At 32.9% G+C, this 22348-nt stretch carries 13 protein-coding genes; 12 read left to right on the forward strand and 1 reads right to left on the reverse strand.

Annotation, left to right across the window (positions count from 1 at the left end):
* Positions 1–246: 246 nt before the first annotated feature.
* From Q0893_RS03325 to Q0893_RS03335, 3 genes are read left to right on the forward strand one after another with little or no spacing between them, the layout of a single operon-like run.
* The gene (locus Q0893_RS03325; protein WP_299272421.1) at positions 247–3540 is read left to right on the forward strand and encodes a hypothetical protein; all 3294 of its coding nucleotides are present in this window, start codon (positions 247–249) and stop codon (positions 3538–3540) included.
* A 1-nt stretch (position 3541) separates the two neighbouring features.
* Positions 3542–5458 carry a DUF3857 domain-containing protein gene (locus tag Q0893_RS03330; RefSeq protein WP_299272423.1) on the forward strand — a complete coding sequence of 639 codons (1917 nt, stop codon included), beginning with the start codon at positions 3542–3544 and terminating at the stop codon, positions 5456–5458.
* 12 nt (positions 5459–5470) lie between these two features.
* A complete protein-coding gene (locus Q0893_RS03335; protein ID WP_299272425.1) occupies positions 5471–7441 on the forward strand; it encodes a DUF3857 domain-containing protein in 1971 nt (656 codons plus the stop codon).
* An 89-nt stretch (positions 7442–7530) separates the two neighbouring features.
* Here the strand turns inward: Q0893_RS03335 and Q0893_RS03340 are convergent, their stop codons facing one another.
* Positions 7531–8199: a hypothetical protein gene (locus Q0893_RS03340; RefSeq protein WP_298900937.1), complete on the reverse strand. Its 669-nt coding sequence runs from the start codon at positions 8197–8199 to the stop codon at positions 7531–7533.
* A 620-nt stretch (positions 8200–8819) separates the two neighbouring features.
* On the opposite strand from Q0893_RS03340, the gene Q0893_RS03345 reads away from it, so the two are divergent.
* The 9 genes from Q0893_RS03345 (at position 8820) to Q0893_RS03390 (ending at position 22338) form a co-directional block, all read left to right on the forward strand.
* Entirely contained in the window at positions 8820–9761 is a 942-nt protein-coding gene (locus Q0893_RS03345; RefSeq protein WP_299272427.1) for a polysaccharide lyase family 7 protein, read from the forward strand.
* A gap of 33 nt (positions 9762–9794) precedes the next feature.
* Positions 9795–11849: a polysaccharide lyase family 7 protein gene (locus Q0893_RS19580; protein WP_367180630.1), complete on the forward strand. Its 2055-nt coding sequence runs from the start codon at positions 9795–9797 to the stop codon at positions 11847–11849.
* A gap of 54 nt (positions 11850–11903) precedes the next feature.
* Positions 11904–12251, forward strand: coding sequence for a cupin domain-containing protein (locus Q0893_RS03360; protein ID WP_299272429.1), 348 nt, complete (start codon positions 11904–11906; stop codon positions 12249–12251).
* A gap of 312 nt (positions 12252–12563) precedes the next feature.
* The gene (locus tag Q0893_RS03365) at positions 12564–15671 is read left to right on the forward strand and encodes a TonB-dependent receptor (RefSeq protein WP_299272431.1); all 3108 of its coding nucleotides are present in this window, start codon (positions 12564–12566) and stop codon (positions 15669–15671) included.
* An 18-nt stretch (positions 15672–15689) separates the two neighbouring features.
* Entirely contained in the window at positions 15690–17141 is a 1452-nt protein-coding gene (locus tag Q0893_RS03370) for a RagB/SusD family nutrient uptake outer membrane protein (RefSeq protein WP_299272433.1), read from the forward strand.
* An 18-nt stretch (positions 17142–17159) separates the two neighbouring features.
* Positions 17160–19100 carry a PKD domain-containing protein gene (locus Q0893_RS03375; RefSeq protein ID WP_299272435.1) on the forward strand — a complete coding sequence of 647 codons (1941 nt, stop codon included), beginning with the start codon at positions 17160–17162 and terminating at the stop codon, positions 19098–19100.
* A gap of 126 nt (positions 19101–19226) precedes the next feature.
* Entirely contained in the window at positions 19227–20147 is a 921-nt protein-coding gene (locus Q0893_RS03380) for a polysaccharide lyase family 7 protein (RefSeq protein ID WP_299272437.1), read from the forward strand.
* 167 nt (positions 20148–20314) lie between these two features.
* On the forward strand, positions 20315–21016 hold the full coding sequence (locus Q0893_RS03385) for a FadR/GntR family transcriptional regulator (RefSeq protein WP_299272439.1): 702 nt from the start codon (positions 20315–20317) through the stop codon (positions 21014–21016).
* 26 nt (positions 21017–21042) lie between these two features.
* The gene (locus Q0893_RS03390) at positions 21043–22338 is read left to right on the forward strand and encodes an MFS transporter (RefSeq protein ID WP_299272441.1); all 1296 of its coding nucleotides are present in this window, start codon (positions 21043–21045) and stop codon (positions 22336–22338) included.
* Positions 22339–22348: the final 10 nt, after the last annotated feature.

The raw sequence follows: 22348 nt of genomic DNA on the forward strand, positions 1-22348 counted from the left end.
TGCGACGAGAGGAGCATTGTATCGAGAACTTGTAAAAAGATACAGCGGAAGACCTGACCCACTGTAGCTTAAGTGAAAGAGGGGAACGCCCCAAAAAAACATGACGCAACAGGTCTAAAATTAAAGAAAGTGGTCAACGATAATGGCAACATGACAACAACCTATCCTTATAATTAAGGTTAATAGTTACATCAAAAATGCTCAGGTAATAGTAACACACATGAATTATTTTTTTACTTTTATAATATGAATAAGTTTTTAGCCCTTGCCACTGCTCTTCTACTGAGCAGTTTTTCGTTTTCTCAAGATAAATTAGAATATATAGATAATGATGAAATAATTAGTTTCGTCTCAAAAAGTGTCGAAGCGGGTAATAATATTAAGGCATTAGAATATCTTAATAAAATAAATAAAAATGATTCGTCTTACTGTTCTGTTTTAACCTCAAAATCGTATTATCAACTAGAGTTAGAAAGATATGATGAGGCAATTTCAACAATAAACGAAGGTTTAGAGAATGACTGTGATACAGAAAGAGTTTCATTTTATATCAACTTGGCTGTAGCTTATAGAGCGAAAGAGGATTATTTGAAAACCATTGATGTCCTTGATAGCGCTTTGGTAGATTATCCTAATCATTATAAATTATGGTACAACAAAGCGTTGTCATTAGAAAAACTTGGTAAACTAAACGAGGCTATATCTGCACTCCAAAAGACAATTATATTAAACCCTTATTATGTCTACCCACACTTAAGATTAGGTAATATCTGTTTTAAGCAGGAGAAAATGGCGCAGGCAATTATGTGCTATAATATGTATTTATTACTACAAACAGATGGAGCAGATGCTCCACGAATTATAAAGTCTCTAGATAATATAGTGTCTGCAACTAATAGTAATAAGGCAAATCCGGATATAAGGATATCACCAGATGATGATGTCTTTGAAGAATTAGATTTAATTTTAGATCAAAAGCTAGCCTTAAGAGATGGTTATAAAACTGAAAATGAGATTGATATGGCTTTAGTTAGACAAAACCATGTGCTGCTAAGCCAGTTAAAAGAATTAGAAGGTAATGGAGGTTTTTGGAGTGAAAAATATATTCCTTTTTTTAATTGGATAACAGAGAACAACTTTTTTAATGATTTTGCGTATACATTGCTTTATTCTTCAGATAATGAAGAACACAAAAAGATAATAGATAAAAAATCAGACGACATTTCAGCTTTCTATAGCGCTTACAGAGAAAAATGGAAAGAAATAATAGCATCAAACATAGAAAATGTTGATGGTACCGATAAAGTCATAATGTATTATTTTAATAACACTTATGTTTCTGCTATAGGCGAAGTTAAAGATGAAAACCCTGTTGGTAATTGGACTTACTATGATGAACGTGGGCAATTAAAAGCTACAGGTACTTTAGACCTAAATGGTGAAAGAACTGGAGAATGGGTTTGGTATTACACCGATGGAACAATAAAAGAAAAAGCCGTTTATGACAACGGAAAACTTAATGGGTCTAATACACAGTGGCATGAAAATGGAAAGATTTACATTGAAGCAAACTACGTTTCAGACTCTTTAGAGAATGAATATAAATCCTATAACAATAAGGGCGCTTTATATCAAAAGAAGTATTATAAAAAGGGAAAGTTAGATGGTGTATACAATTCTTATTTTCCTGTTGGAGAGGATATACTAGAATTCGATATTCCGTATAAAAATGCTTTAGTTGAAGGTCAAGTATTAGAATATTACTCTAACGGTAACATTTATAGTGAAACTAACTTTTCTGGAGGAGTGAAAAACGGCGTTCAGAAAAAATATGATGTCAATAAAAAATTGTCTAGTGAAGCTTATTTTTTGAATGGTAATTATCACGGCAATTATAAGACATATCATTCTAATGGAACAATTTATGAAGAAGGAAACTATGTTGAAGGCGCCTTAGAGGGTACTATTAAAATGTATTTTAGAAACGGAACTTTAGCGGGTGAGTTTGAATATAGTAATGGGAAATTAGATGGCGATTATAAGAATTATGATTATGATGGAAAACCACTTTATGAATATAGTTATCGTAATGGAAAAATCATTTCCTACAAGTTCTTCGATAAAAAGGGTAATATTATAAAAGAAGATAGAAAAAAAGGAGGAGAGCTTTTCTATTATGGTTTTTCTTCAAACGGAAATATAACTTCTGAAGGCCTGTATGATATTTCAGGAGGGAAAAAAGGATTGTGGAAATTTTATACAAATAATGGAGTTAAATACGAAGAGGGTAATTATATTGATGATAAAGCTGAGGGAGAACACGTTACTTTTTTTCAAGATGGAAAAAAACAATCTATTAGTACTTATAAAGACAATCTGCTTAACGGTTATTATGCAAACTACTATAAAAATGGCCAGTTAAAATCACAAGGGTATTATAAAGATAATATGGCTCATGGTGAATGGAGACATTATTATATAAATGGAACACTGAGAGCGCTAGAATTTTATCACAAGGGTAATTACCATGGAGATCAAATTGCTTATGAAGCTAACGGAAAGTTAAGTAGAAAATATGCCTATAAATTCGGAGAGATGTTTGAGGACGCACGTTACGATTTAAATGGTGAACTCTTTGAGATAGTAACATTTGAACCTAAAACGAATACTTACAAAATAAGCTATAATCATTTTAACGGTAATCCAGATGTAGAAATAGAGTATGTTAATGGAATAAAGCATGGAAAATACTTGAGGTATGATTATGAAGGAAACAAAAGATTAACAGGGAACTACCTCAATGGATTTGAGCATGGAGCGTGGGTTGGGTATTTTAAAAACGGACAAATAAAATCAAAGTACAACTATGTGTTAGGTGAATTAGATGGTGAGGCTATAGATTACTATGAAAATGGACAAATAGAAGACCTATCGCATTATGATATTGGAAAACCTGTGGGGAAAAGATTGTCCTATTACGAAAATGGTCAATTAAAGACGGTTACTGAGTATAACTATGGAGAAAGACACGGGAGAAAAGAATTTTACGACCCGCAAGGGAAGTTACAGCTAATTCGTTTTTATGATCATGACGTCCTTATCGGTTATTCTTATTTAGATAAAAATGCCGAAGAAATACCAATGATAAAATTAGAAAATGAAACCGGAGTAATAACAGCATATTTTGACAATGGAAAATTATCAAGAGTGATGGAGTACATGAACGGTGATTTAATAAATTCCTATAAATCGTATTATTATTCAGGGCAATTAGAAAATGAAATGACCTATAAGAGTGGAGAGTATGACGGAGAAAACATTAAGTATTTTTCTAACGGCAAAGTGAAGACACAGATTAGTTATCTATATGGTAATAGAAATGGTGTCTCAAAAGAATTTCGTGAAGATGGAACTATAAAAAAAGAAGAAAATTATCTTAATGATAAAATCATAGATTCCAAGGAGTATAATGAAAAAGGAATTTTGATAAAAACTAAAAGTTATTTTGATGAAGAGACTTATAGCGTTAAAAATCATTAAAATGAAATTACTAATATTATTAGTGTTTTCAGGCTATTGTTTTGGCCAACAATCTCAATCGGCTGAATACAAATTATTTAAAAATCAATATCCAAATTCACATTCAATTAGACTTAATCAAGAGATTCATTTTGATATTACTCTAGAGGATGGTGACATAAAAATTGTACAAGAAGTTTTAGAAGAAGATATGTATCTAGACGATGCAGCCATAATGAACTCTAAGAGATCGTTGAGTTTCTCTACCTTTTTTGAAATCAATACTATTGAGGCATCTACATATATTTTTGATAAAGGAAAATACCGTGAAGTTGAGGTTAAAGATTTTAAGGAGAAAGATGAGTTAGACCAATCCTTCTATGATGATACTAAAACAATTAATTTTATACTCCCAAATTTGAAAAAAGGTGCTAAGTCAAAGGTGTATTATCTTAAAACAATTAAAGACCCTCGGTTTTTAAATGCATTCTACTTTGGTGATTTTTATCCCATTAAGAATAACAAAGTGTCCATTACAGTAAGTAACAACATCAATTTAGAGTTTAAAGAATTTAATTTAGAAGGCGTTGATATCGTTTTTAATAAAGAAGTTAAGCGCAAAACTACTGAATATACTTGGAATCTTAAGAATAGCCCTGAATATAGCTATGAAGAGCATACACCTTCCTACAGAAAAATATTGCCACATATTGTGCCTGTTATATCTTCATATACGTCTAATGGTGAGGAAATTGAAAATTTAAACGATGTATTGGGGCTTTATAAATGGTACTATTCGTTAGTAGAAAATGTAAATAATAAAGAACCCTCACAAGAACTTATAGATATTGTTGATACTTTAACTAGAGATAAAAAAACTGAATTGGAAAAGGTCAAATCAATTTTTTATTGGGTACAACAAAACATAAAATATGTCGCTTTTGAGTACGCCTTAGGGGGGTTTATTCCTCGAGAGGCTAATGATGTTTTTAATAAAAAATATGGAGACTGTAAAGACAATTCAAGTATCCTAGCAGAAATGCTTAAAATTGCCAATATTAAAGGGCATTTAACATGGATAGGAACAAGAGAAATTCCTTATAAATATAATGACCTTCCTACACCAGCTGTAGATAACCATATGATTTTAGCTTATCAAAATGAAGGAGAAACGTACTTCTTAGATGCTACTGGAAGATATATCCCATTTGGATTTCCTACTGCATTCATTCAAGGTAAAGAAGCTCTAGTTGAAAATGGAGAAGACGATTTTAAAATTATTAATGTACCCATTATAGAAGCGGAGTCTAATGCATTTATAGATACAACAAATATTTCGATTAAAAATGATAAGGTTATTGGCTCATCTAAATCATACCTTTCGGGCTATTTAAAAATCGATTTTTATCATGTTCTCGAAGAATTAAATTCTAGTGAGAAACTAAAGGAATTTTACAATCAAGAGTTTTTAAAAGGCAATAACTCATTTCTTATTCAAGATTTATCCGAAGAAAATAAGTTTCACTATGATAAGGATATGATTATTAATTATGATTTTGAAATAAGTGATTTGTCCAAAAGATATAAGGATGAAATTTATATCAATTTAAATTTAAACAAAGTTTTATCAAAACTTCGAATAGAAGAAGATAGAACATATGAATTAGAATATGATTATAAGTCTTTTTATAGTTACACTAATAAATTAAGTATCCCAGAGGGTTATGCTATAAGTCATATGCCAGAAGGAGGTAATATTTCTAATAAATACATGTCTTTTAGTATTAATTATGAATTAGAGAACAACGAGCTGATTTATACACATTCAGTTAAACTTGATTTTTTAACACTAGACTTACAGCAGCAAAAAAAGGTTAGAGACTTCATTAAAAAAGCTGAAAAATTATATAAAGAGATCATTGTTTTAAAGAAAATTTAAAAAATCAATAAAATGACTAAAATTAAATTTAGTATCCTTTTTTTTCTATTAGCTTTCCAAAGTGTAGTGGCTCAAGACGAGCCTTTTTATAAGAGTTATAGTTGGGAAGAAGAGCCATCGTATAACACAGAAGTTGAAACAAATTTTGGAACGAATATATTAAAGCATGCTATTGTTACAGAATTTTATTACGAAGGAGATAATCTCGTTGAATATTTTTTAGAGCACTTAGTTATAAAATTAGATTCCGATGATGCCATTGAAAGCCACAATAAGGTTTATATTCCTTTTTCGTCTTCAGCAGAAGTAGATATAAGTAAGGCAAGAGTTATTACTGCTAATAAAGAGATTAGAGTCTTAGACGATTCAAAGATTTTAACATCAGAAGACCAAGAAACAGGCCAGAGATATAAGTACTTTGCTTTTGAAGGTATAGAAAAAGGCTCCATAATAGATTATTATTATGTTGTTAAAAAACATCCTGCCTATAAAGGAAAACGATTAACATTTCAATCTACGTCACCTAAAAAAAATGTCTCATTTGATTTTTTTTCACCAAAGAACTTAGCGTTCGTTTTTAAAAGTTATAATGGCTTACCAGAAGCTAAAATAGATACGCTTTCCGACGCGAAATTTCACTGGAAAATGGTTGCCGATAATATCGAGGCACTTGAAGAGGAGATGTTTTCAGCCTATAATGCCTCAAAAGGTTTTATAGTTTATAAGCTTAATAAAAATTTGGTGAATAATAATATAGGATTTGCATCTCATAGCACTACAACAAAAAATTTGTATGCTTTTTATTACCCAGAATATTCGAAAAAAGTTAATGAACTGATAAATAAATTTATCTCTAAAATTGATATTACCGATAAAGAGAATTTTGAAACAATCATTCGAGAGATTGAAAGCTATATTAAAACAACAGTCTATATATCTGATACATCAGACGATGCTTTAGAAAATTTAGAACAGATATTAACAAAAGACATAGCCAGTGAGTCTGGAGTAATAAAACTTTATATATCTATTTTTCGAACTTTAGGAATAAAGCACGAGCTAGTTTTTACATCAAATAGGCAGGATCTTAAATTTGATAAAGATTTTGAAGCTATTAACTTTTTAACAGATGTTTTATTCTATTTTCCAGACTTTAAAATGTATTTAAGTCCAGAAGAAATTGATACACGTTATGGATATCCGCCAGCTTATTTAACAGATAACTATGGTTTGTTTGTAAAAGAGGTTAATCTTAGTGGTTTTAAATCAGGTGTTGGTAAGGTGAGGTATATAGATGCAATTAAAGCTGAAAACACATTTGATAATATGATTATTAATGTTGAATTTGATAAAGATGACTTAACAGAAAACGTGATTGGCTTAAACCGTTCAATGAGTGGGTATTATGCTATGTATGTTCAGCCATTTTTACATTTAGCTAAAAAAGAAGACAAAGAAGATCTAGTAGATTCGTTTGCTAAAAGCCTAGATAATAATGCTGAAATATTGGAGAAAAAAGTTATAAACGATGACCCTAAACTGTTTGGTATAAAACCTTTTGAAGTAAATATCTCATTCAAATCAGATGCCTTTACCGAAATCGCTGGAGAAAAGATATTTTTAAAAATAGGTGAATTAATTGGCCAGCAAACTCAGATGTATCAAGAAAAAAAGCGGATTTTACCAATAGAGAATGAATTTAATAGAGCTTATCTCAGAACAATTAATGTCCATATACCAGAAGGTTATAAAGTGGTTAATCTAGAGGATATAAATATTAGCAATTCTTATGCGCTAAATGGCCAGGACATAGTCTCATTTAAGTCATTTTATGAATTAGATAATAATATTCTTAAAATTAAAGCCAATGAACATTATAGAAAAAATATAATGGATGTATCATTGTTTGAAGAGTTTAGGAAAGTGATAAATAGTGCTGCTGATTTTAACAAAATCATACTGGTTTTAGAGTCAATAAAATAATATATCTCAATGTCTCCCAAGCTGTCTAAACTTGCGTCTAATAGACTAATAATACAAAAGCAATGATGTGAATCATGGCTTTTATTACTTTAAATAAACCCTTTCAGTCGTGCTTGTTCTAATAAAAAATAATCGGGTTTCTGTTCAACGCTAAAAAGCAGTTTTAAATTACGCTTTCTACTTTCTACTGCACTTTTTGATAAGAATACGAGCTTAGGTAGGTCTTTGGTTTTAATGCCTTTAGATAAGTGATATAAAATGAGTCTGTCCCGTTTATCTAATGCAATATCGCAGGTCATACGAGAACGTAAACATTTCAAAATGGTTTGGCTATAGAACGGAATACAGTTAATAACATCCTTAATGGCTCTAACCAATTCATTAAATGAAACATCTTTTTTAAGTAATACACACTCCGGATTTAAGGTCTTAATCATTTCGGTAATAATAAAGTTATCATGAACCGAAGTAAGTGTTAGTAAATGGGTTTTAGGAGAGTTACGTCTTACAGCGTCCACCAAATCTTTTACATGGTGTGTGGTGTCATATGATCCATGAACAAAATTTATATTTAGAAACACAAGACCAAATGGTTTGGATGAGCTCATTTCAGCAAGAGCACACTCATAGCTTCTGTACGATTTTGATTTAAACTGTGTTCCAGATAGTTGTTTTGTAACAATTGTTAAGGCTTCCTCTATAGAGAATGATACAAGGGGCTCTTGCTCAACAATAAGGACATTGGTTGGTTTGTTCATGGTTAGCGGTTTACTTTTTTGATACAATAATGATACCCTTTAGTTATTTTATATAACGAATTCTTATAGAATTTATTCTACAGAACTTAGCATTCTTTATAATCTAGCGTTGTCTAAACCCTTATTTGAAAAGATTAAAAAAATAAATTAATGGTAACTGCTTTATTTATAGGTTGTAAGAAATTTCTTTTTGTTACTTAAAGATTGTTTTTTTAACATTTAAATACAGACATAAATGCGTAAACTAGACCTTTGATTGAGGGATATGTCGTTTCCATTTATTTAAAGAAAGACAAAGCTGTGATGTAATGTCATGGCTTTCGGTTTTAAATTTAAGTAATCTATATGCTATATTTAAGCCACAAAAAAGTCCAGCATTTCTGCTGAACTTTTGTTTGCTCCTCTTCTTGGGCTCGAACCAAACAGATTTAATCATTATCGAACTTAGATATAGAATCTTAAAAACCTAAGAAATTTAGGCCCTTTACAGCGTTCAGTATTCAATATTTACAACCCTGTAAGCAAACGCTTTACTATTACTGAAATTTGCATATTAAATAAATATTCTTATTTTTGGTAAACCAATCTGGTAAACCAGTTTTTAATTTGACATTAATCTCATGAATACTATACTGAAAATCAACACTTTAAAACTAACATTTGCTCTACTTGCTTTGTTTTTTTTCGAATGTTCAAGTAGTGATGAATCTTTAAATACCACTGATATAGTTGATGAGGTTATTGATAATGACGATGATAATAGTGAAGAAGAGCAGCCCGTGTCCTATGCCGAAATTGATTTTTCAAATTGGAAAGTCACCCTTCCTGTTGACGAAAACAACAATGGGAGCCCAGACGAATATCAACCGGATGAGTTAAAAGAGTTTGGATACCAAACGTTAGCGGCAGTACAACCTTTTATGTACGATGATATTGATGATTCGTCATTAGTGTTTTATACCTATCCAGATGTATCCACTACCAATAGCTCATATTCCAGAACAGAATTAAGAGAACTTATAAATCCGGACAATTCACGTGAAAATTGGACATTACTGGAAGGAGGTGAAATGATAGGACGTCTTAAAGTTTCTGAGGTATCTGAAAATAATGAATCTAATGATGATTATCATAAAGTTATCGTAATGCAAATTCATGGTATTATTTCAGAAGAAGATATGGATATTCATGGTTTTTCATCTAATAATGGTCCACCACTAATTAAAATCTATTGGAAAGATGGCTATGTATGGTCTCACAAAAAATCACTTATAGATGAGGATACTGAAGGTGACGATTTACTTGAAACATCTAATAATACATGGTATGATATTAAAGTAAACTTGGGTTATGTTGGTTTTGAGTCGTTCGACTTTAGAATTTCCGCAACAGATGCAAGAATAGAAATACAACTTAATAATGAAGACCCTTATGTTTATCAAGACATTAGTCTAGATAAGTGGCCATATGAGAACTATTTTAAAGCAGGTAACTATTTAACCACTACTAATGCAGATGCCTTTTCATATGTTAAGTATTATAATTTGAGTGTTACTCATTAAAATACTAATTATGAAAACAAAATACCAGATAATATGAACTATAAAATATTCAAATCAGTTTTTGTCCATTATCCACTAATGATAAGTGCCATTTTGCTCTTTAATTCTTGCGCTGATAATAAAGCTCAAAACGCTTCTAACAAAACTGAAAATGTAGAGGTAATAGACAACGCAAACGAGATTATTCCTTTTTTTCAACACTGGAATTTAATCTTAGGTGATGGTTCTAACGTAGGTCAAGCAATTAACTATGAGAATAAAGATTTCTTTTACACATCACATGATGACAAAGAAGGTTGGGTGGTATTTAAAACACCCAATGCAGGCAATACACATGGTACTTCCAATAATACAAGAACCGAACTAGCACAATTAAAAAAGTGGTCACCAATGACCGAAGCCAAAATGAATGCAACCCTAAAAGTAATGAATGTCGCAAATACTGGTGATGCTCGTGTTGCGGCTACATACTCAGTAGTGGTTGGTCAAATTCATAGTGCAGATGGGCACGAGAATGAGCCTCTAAAAATATTTTATAAGAAATTCCCTGAGCATAAAAAAGGCTCTGTTTTTTGGAATTATGAAATTAATACAGCTGGTGATGATAATTCAAAACGCTGGGATTATTCTTATCCTATTTGGGGTTATGATTTCTCCGTTGTTGGACCTGATGAAAACAGCTATCCACCAGAACCCGAAGATGGAATTGCCTTAGGCGAAGAGTTTAGTTACAGCGTAGAAATTAAAGATGGAATGATGCATCTTACATTTACTAGTGAAGGACATGAGACGAAGACATTCACAAAAAATCTTGTGGCTTCTGAATATACAAAGCCATCTAATATGCCAGAACAAGTCAAGAATTTATTTGCTCCTATTGGCCAGGATGGTGTTGAGCGCACTGCTGCTTATGCGAATGAAGGGTTGTTTTTTAAGCTAGGTTCCTATAACCAAACAAACGGTAAAGATCCTAAACTTAATAGAGTATGGTGTTCTGGTGCCGAAACCCATGGTGGTGATATCCAAAAACAATATGAAGATGGTAGTTATGCCGAAGTTTGGTTTAAATCAGCAAGTATTGAGATTAGTGATGATGCGATTTCGAATGCAGGATATTTTGAGGCTAATGATGATTTGAGTAAGAAAATAGTTTATCCACATGAGGTCATTCCCTTTATGGATAAATTTAAAATATTAATGGGTGATGGAACCAATGTAGATGACCTTACTAAGTTTCAGCACCAAGATTTTTTCTATACTGTGATAGATGGAACTAGACGATGGGTTGTTTATAAGACACCAAATTCTGGAGTTACTTCAAAAAACTCTAGTAATACAAGAACAGAACTACAAGAAAAAAGAGAATGGACACCAGAGGAAGGTGGTAAATTAACAGGTAGCTGCAAGGTTATGCAGGTATCAACATCGGGAGATGCCAGAGTAGCAGCTTCTTATTCTACAGTAGTTGGACAAATTCATAGTGGAGAAGGACATGAAAATGAACCTCTAAAAATATTTTATAAGAAATTCCCTGGGCATAAAAAAGGCTCTGTTTTTTGGAATTATGAAATTAATACTGAAGGTGATGACAATTCTGGTAGATGGGACTACTCAAACGCTATATGGGGACATGATATGTCTGTAATTGGGACAAGCAAAAATGACTATCCTGCCGAGCCTGAAGATGGAATAGAATTGGGCGAAGAGTTTAGTTATGAAATAAATGTATATAAAGGTATTATGTACCTCACATTTACAAGCGAAAATCATGAAACTAAGACATTCACTAAAAATCTCATTTCGTCTGAATATGTCAATAAATCAGACATGCCAGAACAAGTAAAAAAGCTATTTGTGCCAATAGGACAAGATGGAACAGAACGCGCCATTGCTTACAGTGGAGAGTTGAATTATTTTAAGCAAGGAGCTTATAATCAAACCAATGGAAAAAAACCTGAAACAAACATGGTTTGGTGTGCAGGAGCAGAAACTTACGGAGGTGATATTGCCAAGCAATATGAAAATGGTTGTTACACAGAAGTGTGGTTTAGAGAAGCCAAGGTGGGACCAGGAACACCACCAAAATAAATCAAGGTAAAGCAATCAAGAATCATATTTTGTATTTAATTAAAACAATTATACATGAAAACATTTGGAACAAGTAAAGAATTTATAAAAGGGGAAGATCTAGACTGGGAAGTTGTAGGCGAAGGCTTAAAACGTAAGATTATGGGGTATGATGACAAGATTATGCTTGTAAAAGTCCATTTTGAAGTTGGAGCCATAGGGCAAATGCACGAGCATTATCATTCTCAAGTGACTTATGTTGAAAGTGGAAGTTTTGATGTCACAATTGACGGAAAAACAACAACATTAAAAGGGGGTGATGCTTTCTACATTCCTCCACATGCCATGCACGGCGCCATTTGCACAGAAGCTGGTGTTCTCATAGATGTGTTTAGCCCTATTCGAGAAGATTTTATGGAGTAAATATTTAAAATTTTATAATAATTTTTAACGATTTCTGATTTTATACCAGAATATTTTGCGAAATCATTGGAATTAACAAAAATTTATATATATTTGGTAAACCAATCTGGTAAACCAATTTATGTAATCACAAAAAAAAAGGACAGGGTGGGCCTATCCTTTTAAAAAATACTTCTTTAAATCGAAGTAATAATGTCGTAATTACTTATAAGGTAAATACATTAGCGAAGATACAAAAACATATTAAGTTGCTATGCATTAATCTAATAAGTAATTGTCAATACTAACTAATTCAATTCAAAACGATTAATTATGAATTTAAAAAACAAACTACTACTACTGGTTGTATTGCTGTGTAGTGTGACAATGTTTGCTCAAGAAAGATTTTTGCTTAAAGGAACAGTTATTTCTGAAGTAGAGAAGCAACCTATTCCAGGTGTAAATGTTCTTGTACTAACGACTACCAGAGGAGCTTCTACAGACTTTGATGGTAATTTTGAAATCCAAGTCGCTTCAGGAGAGGTGCTTCAATTTTCCTATTTGGGATTTGTTACCAAAACTATTATTGTTGGTGACCAAAAGACACTAAATGTCTCGTTGGTCGAAGATGCTTCTAAATTAGACGAAGTTGTTGTTATAGGTTATGGTACTCAAAAGAAAAGCCATTTAACTGGAGCTATTTCCAAAGTGACTAACGAAAAATTAGATCAAATTCCAGTTTCTAGAGTTGATGATGCCTTAATAGGTCAGGTGTCTGGGGTTAATATCCAATCAACAAATGCAGAAGCTGGTGGCGCTCCAACCGTAACAATTAGAGGTGTTGGATCCATAACAGCAGATTCAGGTCCTGCCGTAGTGGTTGATGGAATTGTGGTTAATTCCGATTTTCTTGGCAACTTAGATATGAACGATGTAGAATCTTTTGAGGTTTTAAAAGACGCTGCATCTGCTGCTATTTATGGTAGTGAAGGGTCTAATGGTGTCATTCTTATTACTACAAAAAGTGGTAAGGAAGGGAAAACAGTATTCAGTTATCAAACCTATTTAGGTTTTAAAGATGCACATGGAAGTGATGATTATAGGAAAAGTGTTGCAGATTGGGCTAGAATAGAGCAAGCTGCAACTGGTACTCTCTCTGGTGAAACCCTATATGCTCAATTAATAGTTGCTACAACAGGTATCGATCGAGACTGGCAAGATGTTTTTTTTAACGGAGGTACTATTACAAGTCATTCCTTTGCTGCACGTGGAGGATCTGAGAGCACCAAGTTTAGTACATCTTTAAGATATCTTCATGATGAAGGTGTAGTAATAACAGATGATTACAAATTATATACCGCTGCATTAAAGGTCGATTCTAAATTAGGCGATAAGTTTAAATTTGGGGTTCGTGCAACACCATCTTACACAGAACAAAGACGTTTACCAACATCAATACATAATCCAACACGTCAATCGCCATGGTTACCAATATACCATACTGCAGAGACACTACAATTTATTAATACAGATGTTTATCCAGATGTTGGTATAGGAGATTACTTTTATGAAAATCATTTAATAAATATGGATTTGGATAATGATGGTAATAACGAAAGACCTCGTACTTCAGGAGATTCAAATCCTTATGCACAATATGTTGAGAGAGAACATTATGAGTTTAATACTAAATTATATGGCTCTACATATTTTAGCTATGAAATTATAAATGGATTAACTGCGAGGACATCTCTTGGTATTACATTAGATCAAAGAAAAAGAACAAGATGGGATGGAACAAATTACCACGCAAGTGGAAACAGTAGAGCGCAATATGATTTACAGAATAGATTCAGAACAAGAATAATTTCAGATAACACCTTAAATTATAGTAAAGTATTTGCTGATGACCATGAGTTTAATGTGCTCGTAGGTCTAACTGTACAACAGCGAAAAAGTGAAAACAGCGGGATTGTTGGTAATGGTTATACCAATGATTTGCTTCCAAATTTACAAGGAGCAACGCAAATTGCTAGCTATGGTGAAGTGAATGAAAATCGTAAAAAAGTAGGTTATTTTGCTAGAGTTAACTATGCTTATAAGGATAAATACTTATTTAATGCTTCTTTTAGACGCGATGGTAGTTCAGTTTTTGGTATCAATACTAAGTGGGGTAATTTCCCTGCCGCATCAATAGGTTGGAATGTTCATAATGAAGATTTCTTAATTGATAGTGAGGTTATAAACAGATTAAAGTTTAGAGCTAGTTATGGTCTTACAGGTGCTGAGAATTTTAATGTTGGTGACGGAAATGTAAATGCATGGCCATATTTGGCATTGTTACAAAATTCAAATGCTATTACAGAAGGCAGTATATCTCCAGGTGTTTCACCACTTAATATAGCAAATGCATTATTACAATGGGAGGCTTCAGAGGAAATTAACCCAGCAGTCGATTTTGGATTATTTAATAACAGACTATCAGGATCATTGGATTATTATGAAAGAACTAGTGATAAGTTACTCTTAGAAAATCCTGTCTCGTATGTTACCGGATTTACAAGTGGTATTGTAAATTTAGGAAAAGTACAAAACAGAGGATGGGAACTTGAGTTGAGATCCAGAAATGTTGCAACAGAGAAATTCTCTTGGAGTTCGACTTTAATTGCATCAACAAATCAAAATGAGTTACTCAGTTTTGGTGATTCGAACAACGCTCTAATTGAAGATACTTATGGCAGAAACTCACAATGGATTAATCGAGTTGGGGAACCTATATCTTCTTTCTGGGGTTATGTTGTAGATACAGAAGCTTATAATGATACAGACTTTAGAACAACTTATGTTGACAATCCTTGGAATCGAATTAATGGTCAAGCCGATGATACTATCGTAAAAGATTTAAATGGTGATGGCATAATTACAGAAGAGGATAAAACTATTCTTGGAGATCCTTATCCAGATTTGATATATAGCTTTACAAATGACTTTAAATTTGGAGCATTTGATTTCTCTTTTATGGTGCAAGGAAGCCTAGGAGCCCAAGTAAATAATATTGGAGATCAATATTTCTATAATTGGTTTGGAAATAGAACTAGAAGTGGCGGAGAAGCACAGGCAGTTGCTGATGGCCTTGTACCACATGAATCTTTTATTCAAGAAAAGGTATTAACAAGTGAAGTTATCGCAAGCGCAGACTATTTTTCTTTACGTAATGTAAGCCTAGGATATAACGCACCAGATGATTTGACATCAAAATTGGGCTTGGAAAGTTTAAGACTTTATGTTACAGCTCAAAATTTGATTTACATTACTGCCGATGATTATCATGGTTTTAATCCAGAACATGTAGATGGTAATAATCCAAGAGCTTATGGTTCTCAAAGAGCGGGTACGCCTATATTTAAAACAGTAACATTTGGTCTAAACGTTGACTTTTAAAATTAAAAAAAAGAAATTATGAAACATATAAAATATTTAGTCTTTGCAATTACAGGGTTTGTTTTGACTTCCTGTAGTGATGAGTTTTTAAATCCGTTGCCAGACACTGCAGTCGCTGTTGAATCGTTTTTTCAATCTGATGAAGATGTACTGCAAGGAGTTATTGGAGTTTATGATGCCCTTCAAGGAACTAATGAAAATACTCAAACAAATATTGGTAGAGCTAACAGAGGAGTACAATTTTTACATCTCCTAACAGAACACCGAACTGATAATACAAGAAATGCAACATTAGAAGGTTCAAAGTCCGATTTTCACAGATATGTGGTTAATGCCAATAATGTGGAATCTGAAGATTTTTATCAATCGATGTATGAAGTTATTTTCAGAGTAAATAACATCTTGAACTTTATTGATGTAGCAGACGCAAATAATCAAGCAAGCTATTCTGCTGAAGCTAAATTTTTAAGAGCCTATGCTTATTTTAACTTAGTTAGATTGTATAGCGATGTACCATTAGTTACATCAGTCGTTGGACCTCAGGATAACGAAGCACTTTTTACTAGAATACCTGAAGCACAGATTTATGAACAAATTATAGAAGATTTACAAGAAGCCGTTAACAATTTGGATAACTCTTATAAATCAAGAGCCTCAAAAGCATCAGCACAAGGGTTATTAGCAAAAGTGTACTTAACGCAGTCTAGCCCTAATTATTCTGGTGCTCAGCAATTGTGTGAAGCAATTATTAATAGTGGGGAATTTGATTTGGAAAGTGATTTCAATGATGTGTTTTATTCTGAATTAAACGGTGAAATTATATTTGCTATCCAATATGAAGCTGGAAATTCTCTAGAAAGCCAAAGTTTTTCTTCTGAATTTACTTCGGCATTCCGTCAAGGAAGAGAGGATGGTCAAAACATTGTCAATACTAATCTATTTTTAGATTTTGCAACATTTGGAGGAAATAGAACCGCATCTTCTATAAGCAATCTTGGTATTCTTGGACAAGATGACAATGAAGTTATAAAATATCTACCTGAAGGATCAGACATTACCATCTCACCTCCTACCTATGGAGGAAATGCACGGAATGCAGGTAACGACTATATTGTATTACGTTATGCCGATGTCCTTTTAATGCATGTTGAAGCAATTATGGCAGGAGGCCCACAAACAAGTAATTCTAGCGCTTTGAGTTCTTTTCAACAAGTTAGAAACAGAGCTGGGTTAACCGATTTAGTATCTAACATTACAAAAAGTGATTTGCTCACTGAAAGACGTGTAGAATTAGCATTTGAAAATCAACGATGGTTTGATCTACTTAGATTTGGTGTTGCAGATGCCGTATTAAGTTCACATGCTGAAGACAGAGGGTATTTCTTTACTGGAAGAGACTTATTGTTACCAATTCCGGCAAGAGAAATAAATTTAAGTGGTGGTCTTTTAACTCAAAACCCAGGGTATTAATATTTAAATAATTAAACGATGAAAAATAATATAAATATTTTCCGTAAAACAACATTACTCGTAAGCTTCTTTATAGCTAGTCTTATCGTTGGTTGTACGCTTCGAGATGATTTACCTGATGCCAATTCTAAAGCTGACACTGTACCGCCTGAAGCGAACTTTTCTTATGCGTCTTCTTCCGATGATTTTAGAACGATTAATTTCACAAACCTTTCTTCAGAAGCAACGATATTCGCATGGGATTTTGGAGGTGGAGCTACTTCAGATTTGCAAGATCCAACACATACATTTGATGCAGGAGAAGGGACTTATTCTGTATCCTTAACTGCAAGTGATGCTTTAGGAGCTGAAAGCACAATAATAATTGATGTTGTAGTTGTCGAAGGTCCATTTCAACCAATTATTCTAGAACCAGGATTTGAAGATGATACCTTACCTGGTGGAGGTGGAGATGGTCGAGACTCATGGAGAAATAGTGATCTAGGAGGTGTAATTCAAATTACCGGTAGTCCAGTGACATTTGGAAGTCAAGGAGCCAAATTACCTCTTCCTGCAGGAGACCGTATTGGTTATCAGGAAATTACCGTAGAACCTGATACTAATTATGACTTGAGATATTATTATACTATGTTGGATAACTCTTCTAACCCATCATTAACTGTGTCAATTTTAGGAGTAACAGAGTTTGGTTCTCCTGAGACTACACAAGAAGCTCTTGATGCAACAATTGCTTCTGTAACCGTAACCGATGATTCGGAGCCTGATGTGTATGTTCAATCCACCTTAACATTTAATTCTGGAATCAATAATACCGTTGCGATTTATTTCACTAATGGTCCTGTTGAAGCTAGACTTGATGACTTCACAATTGATGTAGCACCTGAAGGTGCAGTACCTCCTTCAGCAGGATTTAGTTCTGTTCAGAGCGAAACGAATTATTTAGAATATACTTTTAATAACTCATCTACGGGTGCAACAACTTACTTATGGGATTTTGGTGATGGGAATACTTCAACAGAAGAATCACCTACTCACGTTTATGATACTCATAATATATATACAGTTACACTTACAGCAACTAATGATGCAAATCTATCAACATCTTTAAGTCAAAACATTGATATACAAGCTCCAGTCACAGCAGATTTCACCTATATGGTTGATGGGTCTGATTACAGAACGTATGAGTTCATGGATGCTTCGGAAGGAGCAGTAATGCTATTGTGGGAATTTGGAGATGGCTTCCAATTTACAGGCATGAACCCTTCGCATACTTATGCAGAAGATGGTATTTACACAGTGACTTTAACTGCGTATAGTGTAACGGATGCTATATCTGTAGCAACTGCAGAACTAGTAGTATCTCAAGGTTTTGTTGTACAAGTTCTTAATGGAACATTTGACCTTTATGGTACGACTCCTGGATGTGATGGTGAAAGTACTGGTGATAATGCTGATGCTTGGGATATGACTCCTAACTCTACCATTAAGGATTGTGATGGGAACGATATTCCTAGTCCTTACGACCCACTTTGGGATAACGGTGCTTTAGATTCTTGGCTAGACACCTTTTATGGTGATAACAGTGAGCAAGCTGGTTCTACAAGTGAGGGGAATAATGGCACAAGAGGAGCAAAACTAGATGAACCAGGTCGTCGTTTGTATCAGGTCGTTACAGTTCAACAAGGAGAAACATATACGTTTTCTATTGATGCAAAAGGTGATACTGCTGGGTTAACTCCTGAAGTATTCATATTAAATACAGAAATCACAGATGAGACAGGTATTAATGCCTCTACTTCAGATCCTGCAATTGATGCATACTATCAAATTTCGGCTACTACTGATTATGATACATATACGTTTAATTTCACGGCATCTAGCGGAGAGATTGTTATCTACGTGAGAACTGTAGTTGGTTCGGCAAGGTTTGATAATATAGTAATCACTGATCAATAGATAAACAACAGTTTAAGATTAAAAACCACCCAGAATTTAAATTTGAGACTGGGTGGTTATATAACAATCGAACGAAGAAATAAGAGATAACCTAGTCGCTATTATGATTAATAATTAAGTAATAAAATGAAAAGCATCCGAAAAGAAATATTAGCAACTTTATTGATAGTATTCATATCTGTTAACGTTACGTCTCAAGAAAAGATAAGTAACATTAAAGAATCGGATAAAAAAGTAAAACAAGATAAAAAAAGAAAGAAGAAAAAAAAGAAAGTAAAATTGCCTGATATTGATTTATCTCACTGGAAAGTAACTATTCCTGTAGCAAATGAAAAAGGAAAACCGTATGAAGTTGAAGCTCCTGAGATATTAGATTATGCCAATAATGAGAAGTTAAAGACTTATATGTATAATGATTCAACCAAAGGCGCATTAGTTTTTTATGCTCACCCAACGAGTTCAACCACCAAGAACACAAAGTATTCGAGATCTGAATTGAGAGAACAAATGGTTCCTGCTGATAATAATACAAATTGGACCTTTAAGCAAGGAGGTATTATGAAAGGCAAACTTGCTATGGAAGAGGTATCAAGAGATAAAGATGGTAAATACCATCGGGTCATTATTATGCAAATTCATGGTAGACTCACAAATGAACAAAGAGATTTAATTGGTGAAGATGATAATAATGCTCCACCAATGTTAAAAATCTATTGGGATAAAGGAAAAATAAGGGTAAAGACTAAAGTTTTAAAAAATTTAAATCTTACAGAAACTGAAATGCTGCATGAAGATGCCTGGGGAAATGACAAAGGATTTAATTTTGAACAAGAAGTGGGGTTTAGGAAATTCACACTAGAAGTTCAAGTTTCAGAAGGTAAAATGGTAATAATTTTGAATAATAACGAGTATAAAGTTTATGAAAACATCCACATTAAAAAATGGGGAATATTTGAAAATTATTTTAAAGCTGGTAATTATTTTCAATCACGTGATGAGGGCTCATATGCGCGAGTAAAGTATTATAACTTAGAAGTAAAACATTAAAATTGATTGTTTAGAGTTGGTCACTTATTGGGTTCTACTCTTCCAAAAATAAGAGGAGTAGAATTCTTTAAGTCTTAGAAAGGTTTGTAAAGACAAATCCCTTTTTTTGAGGATTATTTCCATAGATTTAACATAAGAATTCATCTGATATATTAAAGAATTAAGATATGAAAATAGAAATATTAACAAAGACAGATAATCTGAATGTTCAAAACAGCATTATATCCAAAATAGGAGATCTTATTAATCATAAAAATCTTGAACCTGGTGATAAATTACCTTCAGAGAGAATGTTATCAGAGAAATTTGGAGTAACTAGAAGTAATGTTAGAGAGGCCATTCAGAAGTTAGAATTTTATGGGATTTTAAAATCAATTCCTCAAAGCGGAACTTTTGTTGCAAATATCGGTGTTATTGCCATGAATGGAATGATTGAAGATATTTTGAGATTAGAAGATCCAGATTTTAAATCTTTAGTTGAAACCAGAATTCTATTAGAGCTTAAAACGGTTCGATTAGCTGCAATAAGAAGAACAGAAGAAGATCTTGAAAAAATGAAAGAAGCTCTGGATGCATACACTAAAAAAGTTCTTGAAGGGGAAGACGCAGTACAAGAAGATTTACTATTTCATTTGGCAATAGCTAAAGCTAGTGGTAACAGTACTATGAATACGTTTATGCTCATTATTACGCCAGGAATCATTACAAACTTCGAAAAGTATCATGTTTGTGATAAAGGTTTAGCTCAAAAAGGAATTAAGGAACATGAAGAAATATTTGATGCCATAAAAAGACAAAATCCTCAATTAGCAAAGGCGAAAATGAAAGAACACTTTAGTGTGTTATATCAATACTGTTATAATGTTTAAAAATAATTAACACACAATTTTCTAGTATGAAAATAAAAGGTTTAAGATGGTGGATTATAGGTTTAATCTTTGTCGCTACAGTTATAAATTACATAGATAGAACAGCTTTTGCCTTGTTATGGCCAGAGATGGGTAAAGATTTGGGCATGGATAATTCCGATTATGCTTTAATGCTTAATATTTTTATGTTCACCTATGCAGCTAGTAAATTTTTATCAGGTAGGTTATATGATAAAATAGGAACTCGAATTGGGTTTGTAGCTTCAATAATAGTTTGGTCTGCTGCTGCTGCATTTCATGCTTTAGCTAAAGGTGTTGTGTCGTTATCAATAGTTAGAGGACTACTGGGACTAGGTGAAGCAGGATTATGGCCAGGAGCAGTAAAGAGTAACGGGGAATGGTTTCCAGTAAAACAAAGAGCATTAGCACAAGGTATCTTTAACTCAGGTGCTTCAATTGGGAATGTAGTAGCGCCTATTATTATAGTTTATTTATATGCTCAATTTGGTTGGAAATCTACTTATATAATATTAGGATTAGCTGGTTTAATATGGGTGTTACCTTGGCTTATTATTAATAAGAAATCAAAACCAGAAAATCATCCATGGATGACAGAACATGAAAGAAACATGCTTCTTAATGATCGCATAGAAAATAATGTTGTAGTAACTGAAGGAGCTAAAAGCCTAAGTGTAGTTAAAATACTTAGCTTTAAACAACCATGGGGAATCCTACTTTGTAGATTTTTTATAGAACCTATTTGGTGGTTTTTTGCAGGTTGGATGCCAATTTACTTGAATTCTAAGTTTGGATTAAGTATAGAAGAAATTGGGAATACAATGTGGATTTCTTATCTAATGGCAGCAGCAGGAGGTATATTAGGAGGTATATTAACGGAAGCAATTATTAAACGAACTTCTACAGATTTTGGTAGAAAAGCTAGTATAGTATTAGGAAGCCTTTTAATTATTATAGGTTTTGTGTCTATCATACTGTTTGTAAATGACACTAACTATATGACTTTCATATACCTTGCAGGATTAGCACTTTTCGGTTTCCAATTTGCTATTGGAAATATCCAAACACTATCTAGTGATTTATTTAGAGGACCATCAGTTGGTACATTAGCTGGATTGGCCGGAACTGTAGCCGCTTTTTCTGTTATGATTATGAATTGGTTTATTGGTAGAATAACCGAAGGAGGATCTTATACACCTGCATTAATAACAATTACGGCATCAGTAGTATTAGCTGTATTTGCTGTTCTAATTTTGATTAAAAAAGTAAAATTAGTTATAAACGAAGAAAACGAAATAAATTAAATTATAAAAC

The organism is uncultured Psychroserpens sp. (assembly GCF_947494225.1).
In the GTDB taxonomy this organism is placed as follows: Bacteria; Bacteroidota; Bacteroidia; order Flavobacteriales; family Flavobacteriaceae; genus Psychroserpens.

Coding starts and splice junctions, on each gene's coding strand:
- Q0893_RS03325 (WP_299272421.1), top strand. CDS start 247: ATGAATAAGTTTTTAGCCCTTGCCACTGCTCTTCTACTGAGCAGTTTT.
- Q0893_RS03330 (WP_299272423.1), top strand. CDS start 3,542: ATGAAATTACTAATATTATTAGTGTTTTCAGGCTATTGTTTTGGCCAA.
- Q0893_RS03335 (WP_299272425.1), top strand. CDS start 5,471: ATGACTAAAATTAAATTTAGTATCCTTTTTTTTCTATTAGCTTTCCAA.
- Q0893_RS03340 (WP_298900937.1), bottom strand. CDS start 8,199: ATGAACAAACCAACCAATGTCCTTATTGTTGAGCAAGAGCCCCTTGTA.
- Q0893_RS03345 (WP_299272427.1), top strand. CDS start 8,820: ATGAATACTATACTGAAAATCAACACTTTAAAACTAACATTTGCTCTA.
- Q0893_RS19580 (WP_367180630.1), top strand. CDS start 9,795: ATGAACTATAAAATATTCAAATCAGTTTTTGTCCATTATCCACTAATG.
- Q0893_RS03360 (WP_299272429.1), top strand. CDS start 11,904: ATGAAAACATTTGGAACAAGTAAAGAATTTATAAAAGGGGAAGATCTA.
- Q0893_RS03365 (WP_299272431.1), top strand. CDS start 12,564: ATGAATTTAAAAAACAAACTACTACTACTGGTTGTATTGCTGTGTAGT.
- Q0893_RS03370 (WP_299272433.1), top strand. CDS start 15,690: ATGAAACATATAAAATATTTAGTCTTTGCAATTACAGGGTTTGTTTTG.
- Q0893_RS03375 (WP_299272435.1), top strand. CDS start 17,160: ATGAAAAATAATATAAATATTTTCCGTAAAACAACATTACTCGTAAGC.
- Q0893_RS03380 (WP_299272437.1), top strand. CDS start 19,227: ATGAAAAGCATCCGAAAAGAAATATTAGCAACTTTATTGATAGTATTC.
- Q0893_RS03385 (WP_299272439.1), top strand. CDS start 20,315: ATGAAAATAGAAATATTAACAAAGACAGATAATCTGAATGTTCAAAAC.
- Q0893_RS03390 (WP_299272441.1), top strand. CDS start 21,043: ATGAAAATAAAAGGTTTAAGATGGTGGATTATAGGTTTAATCTTTGTC.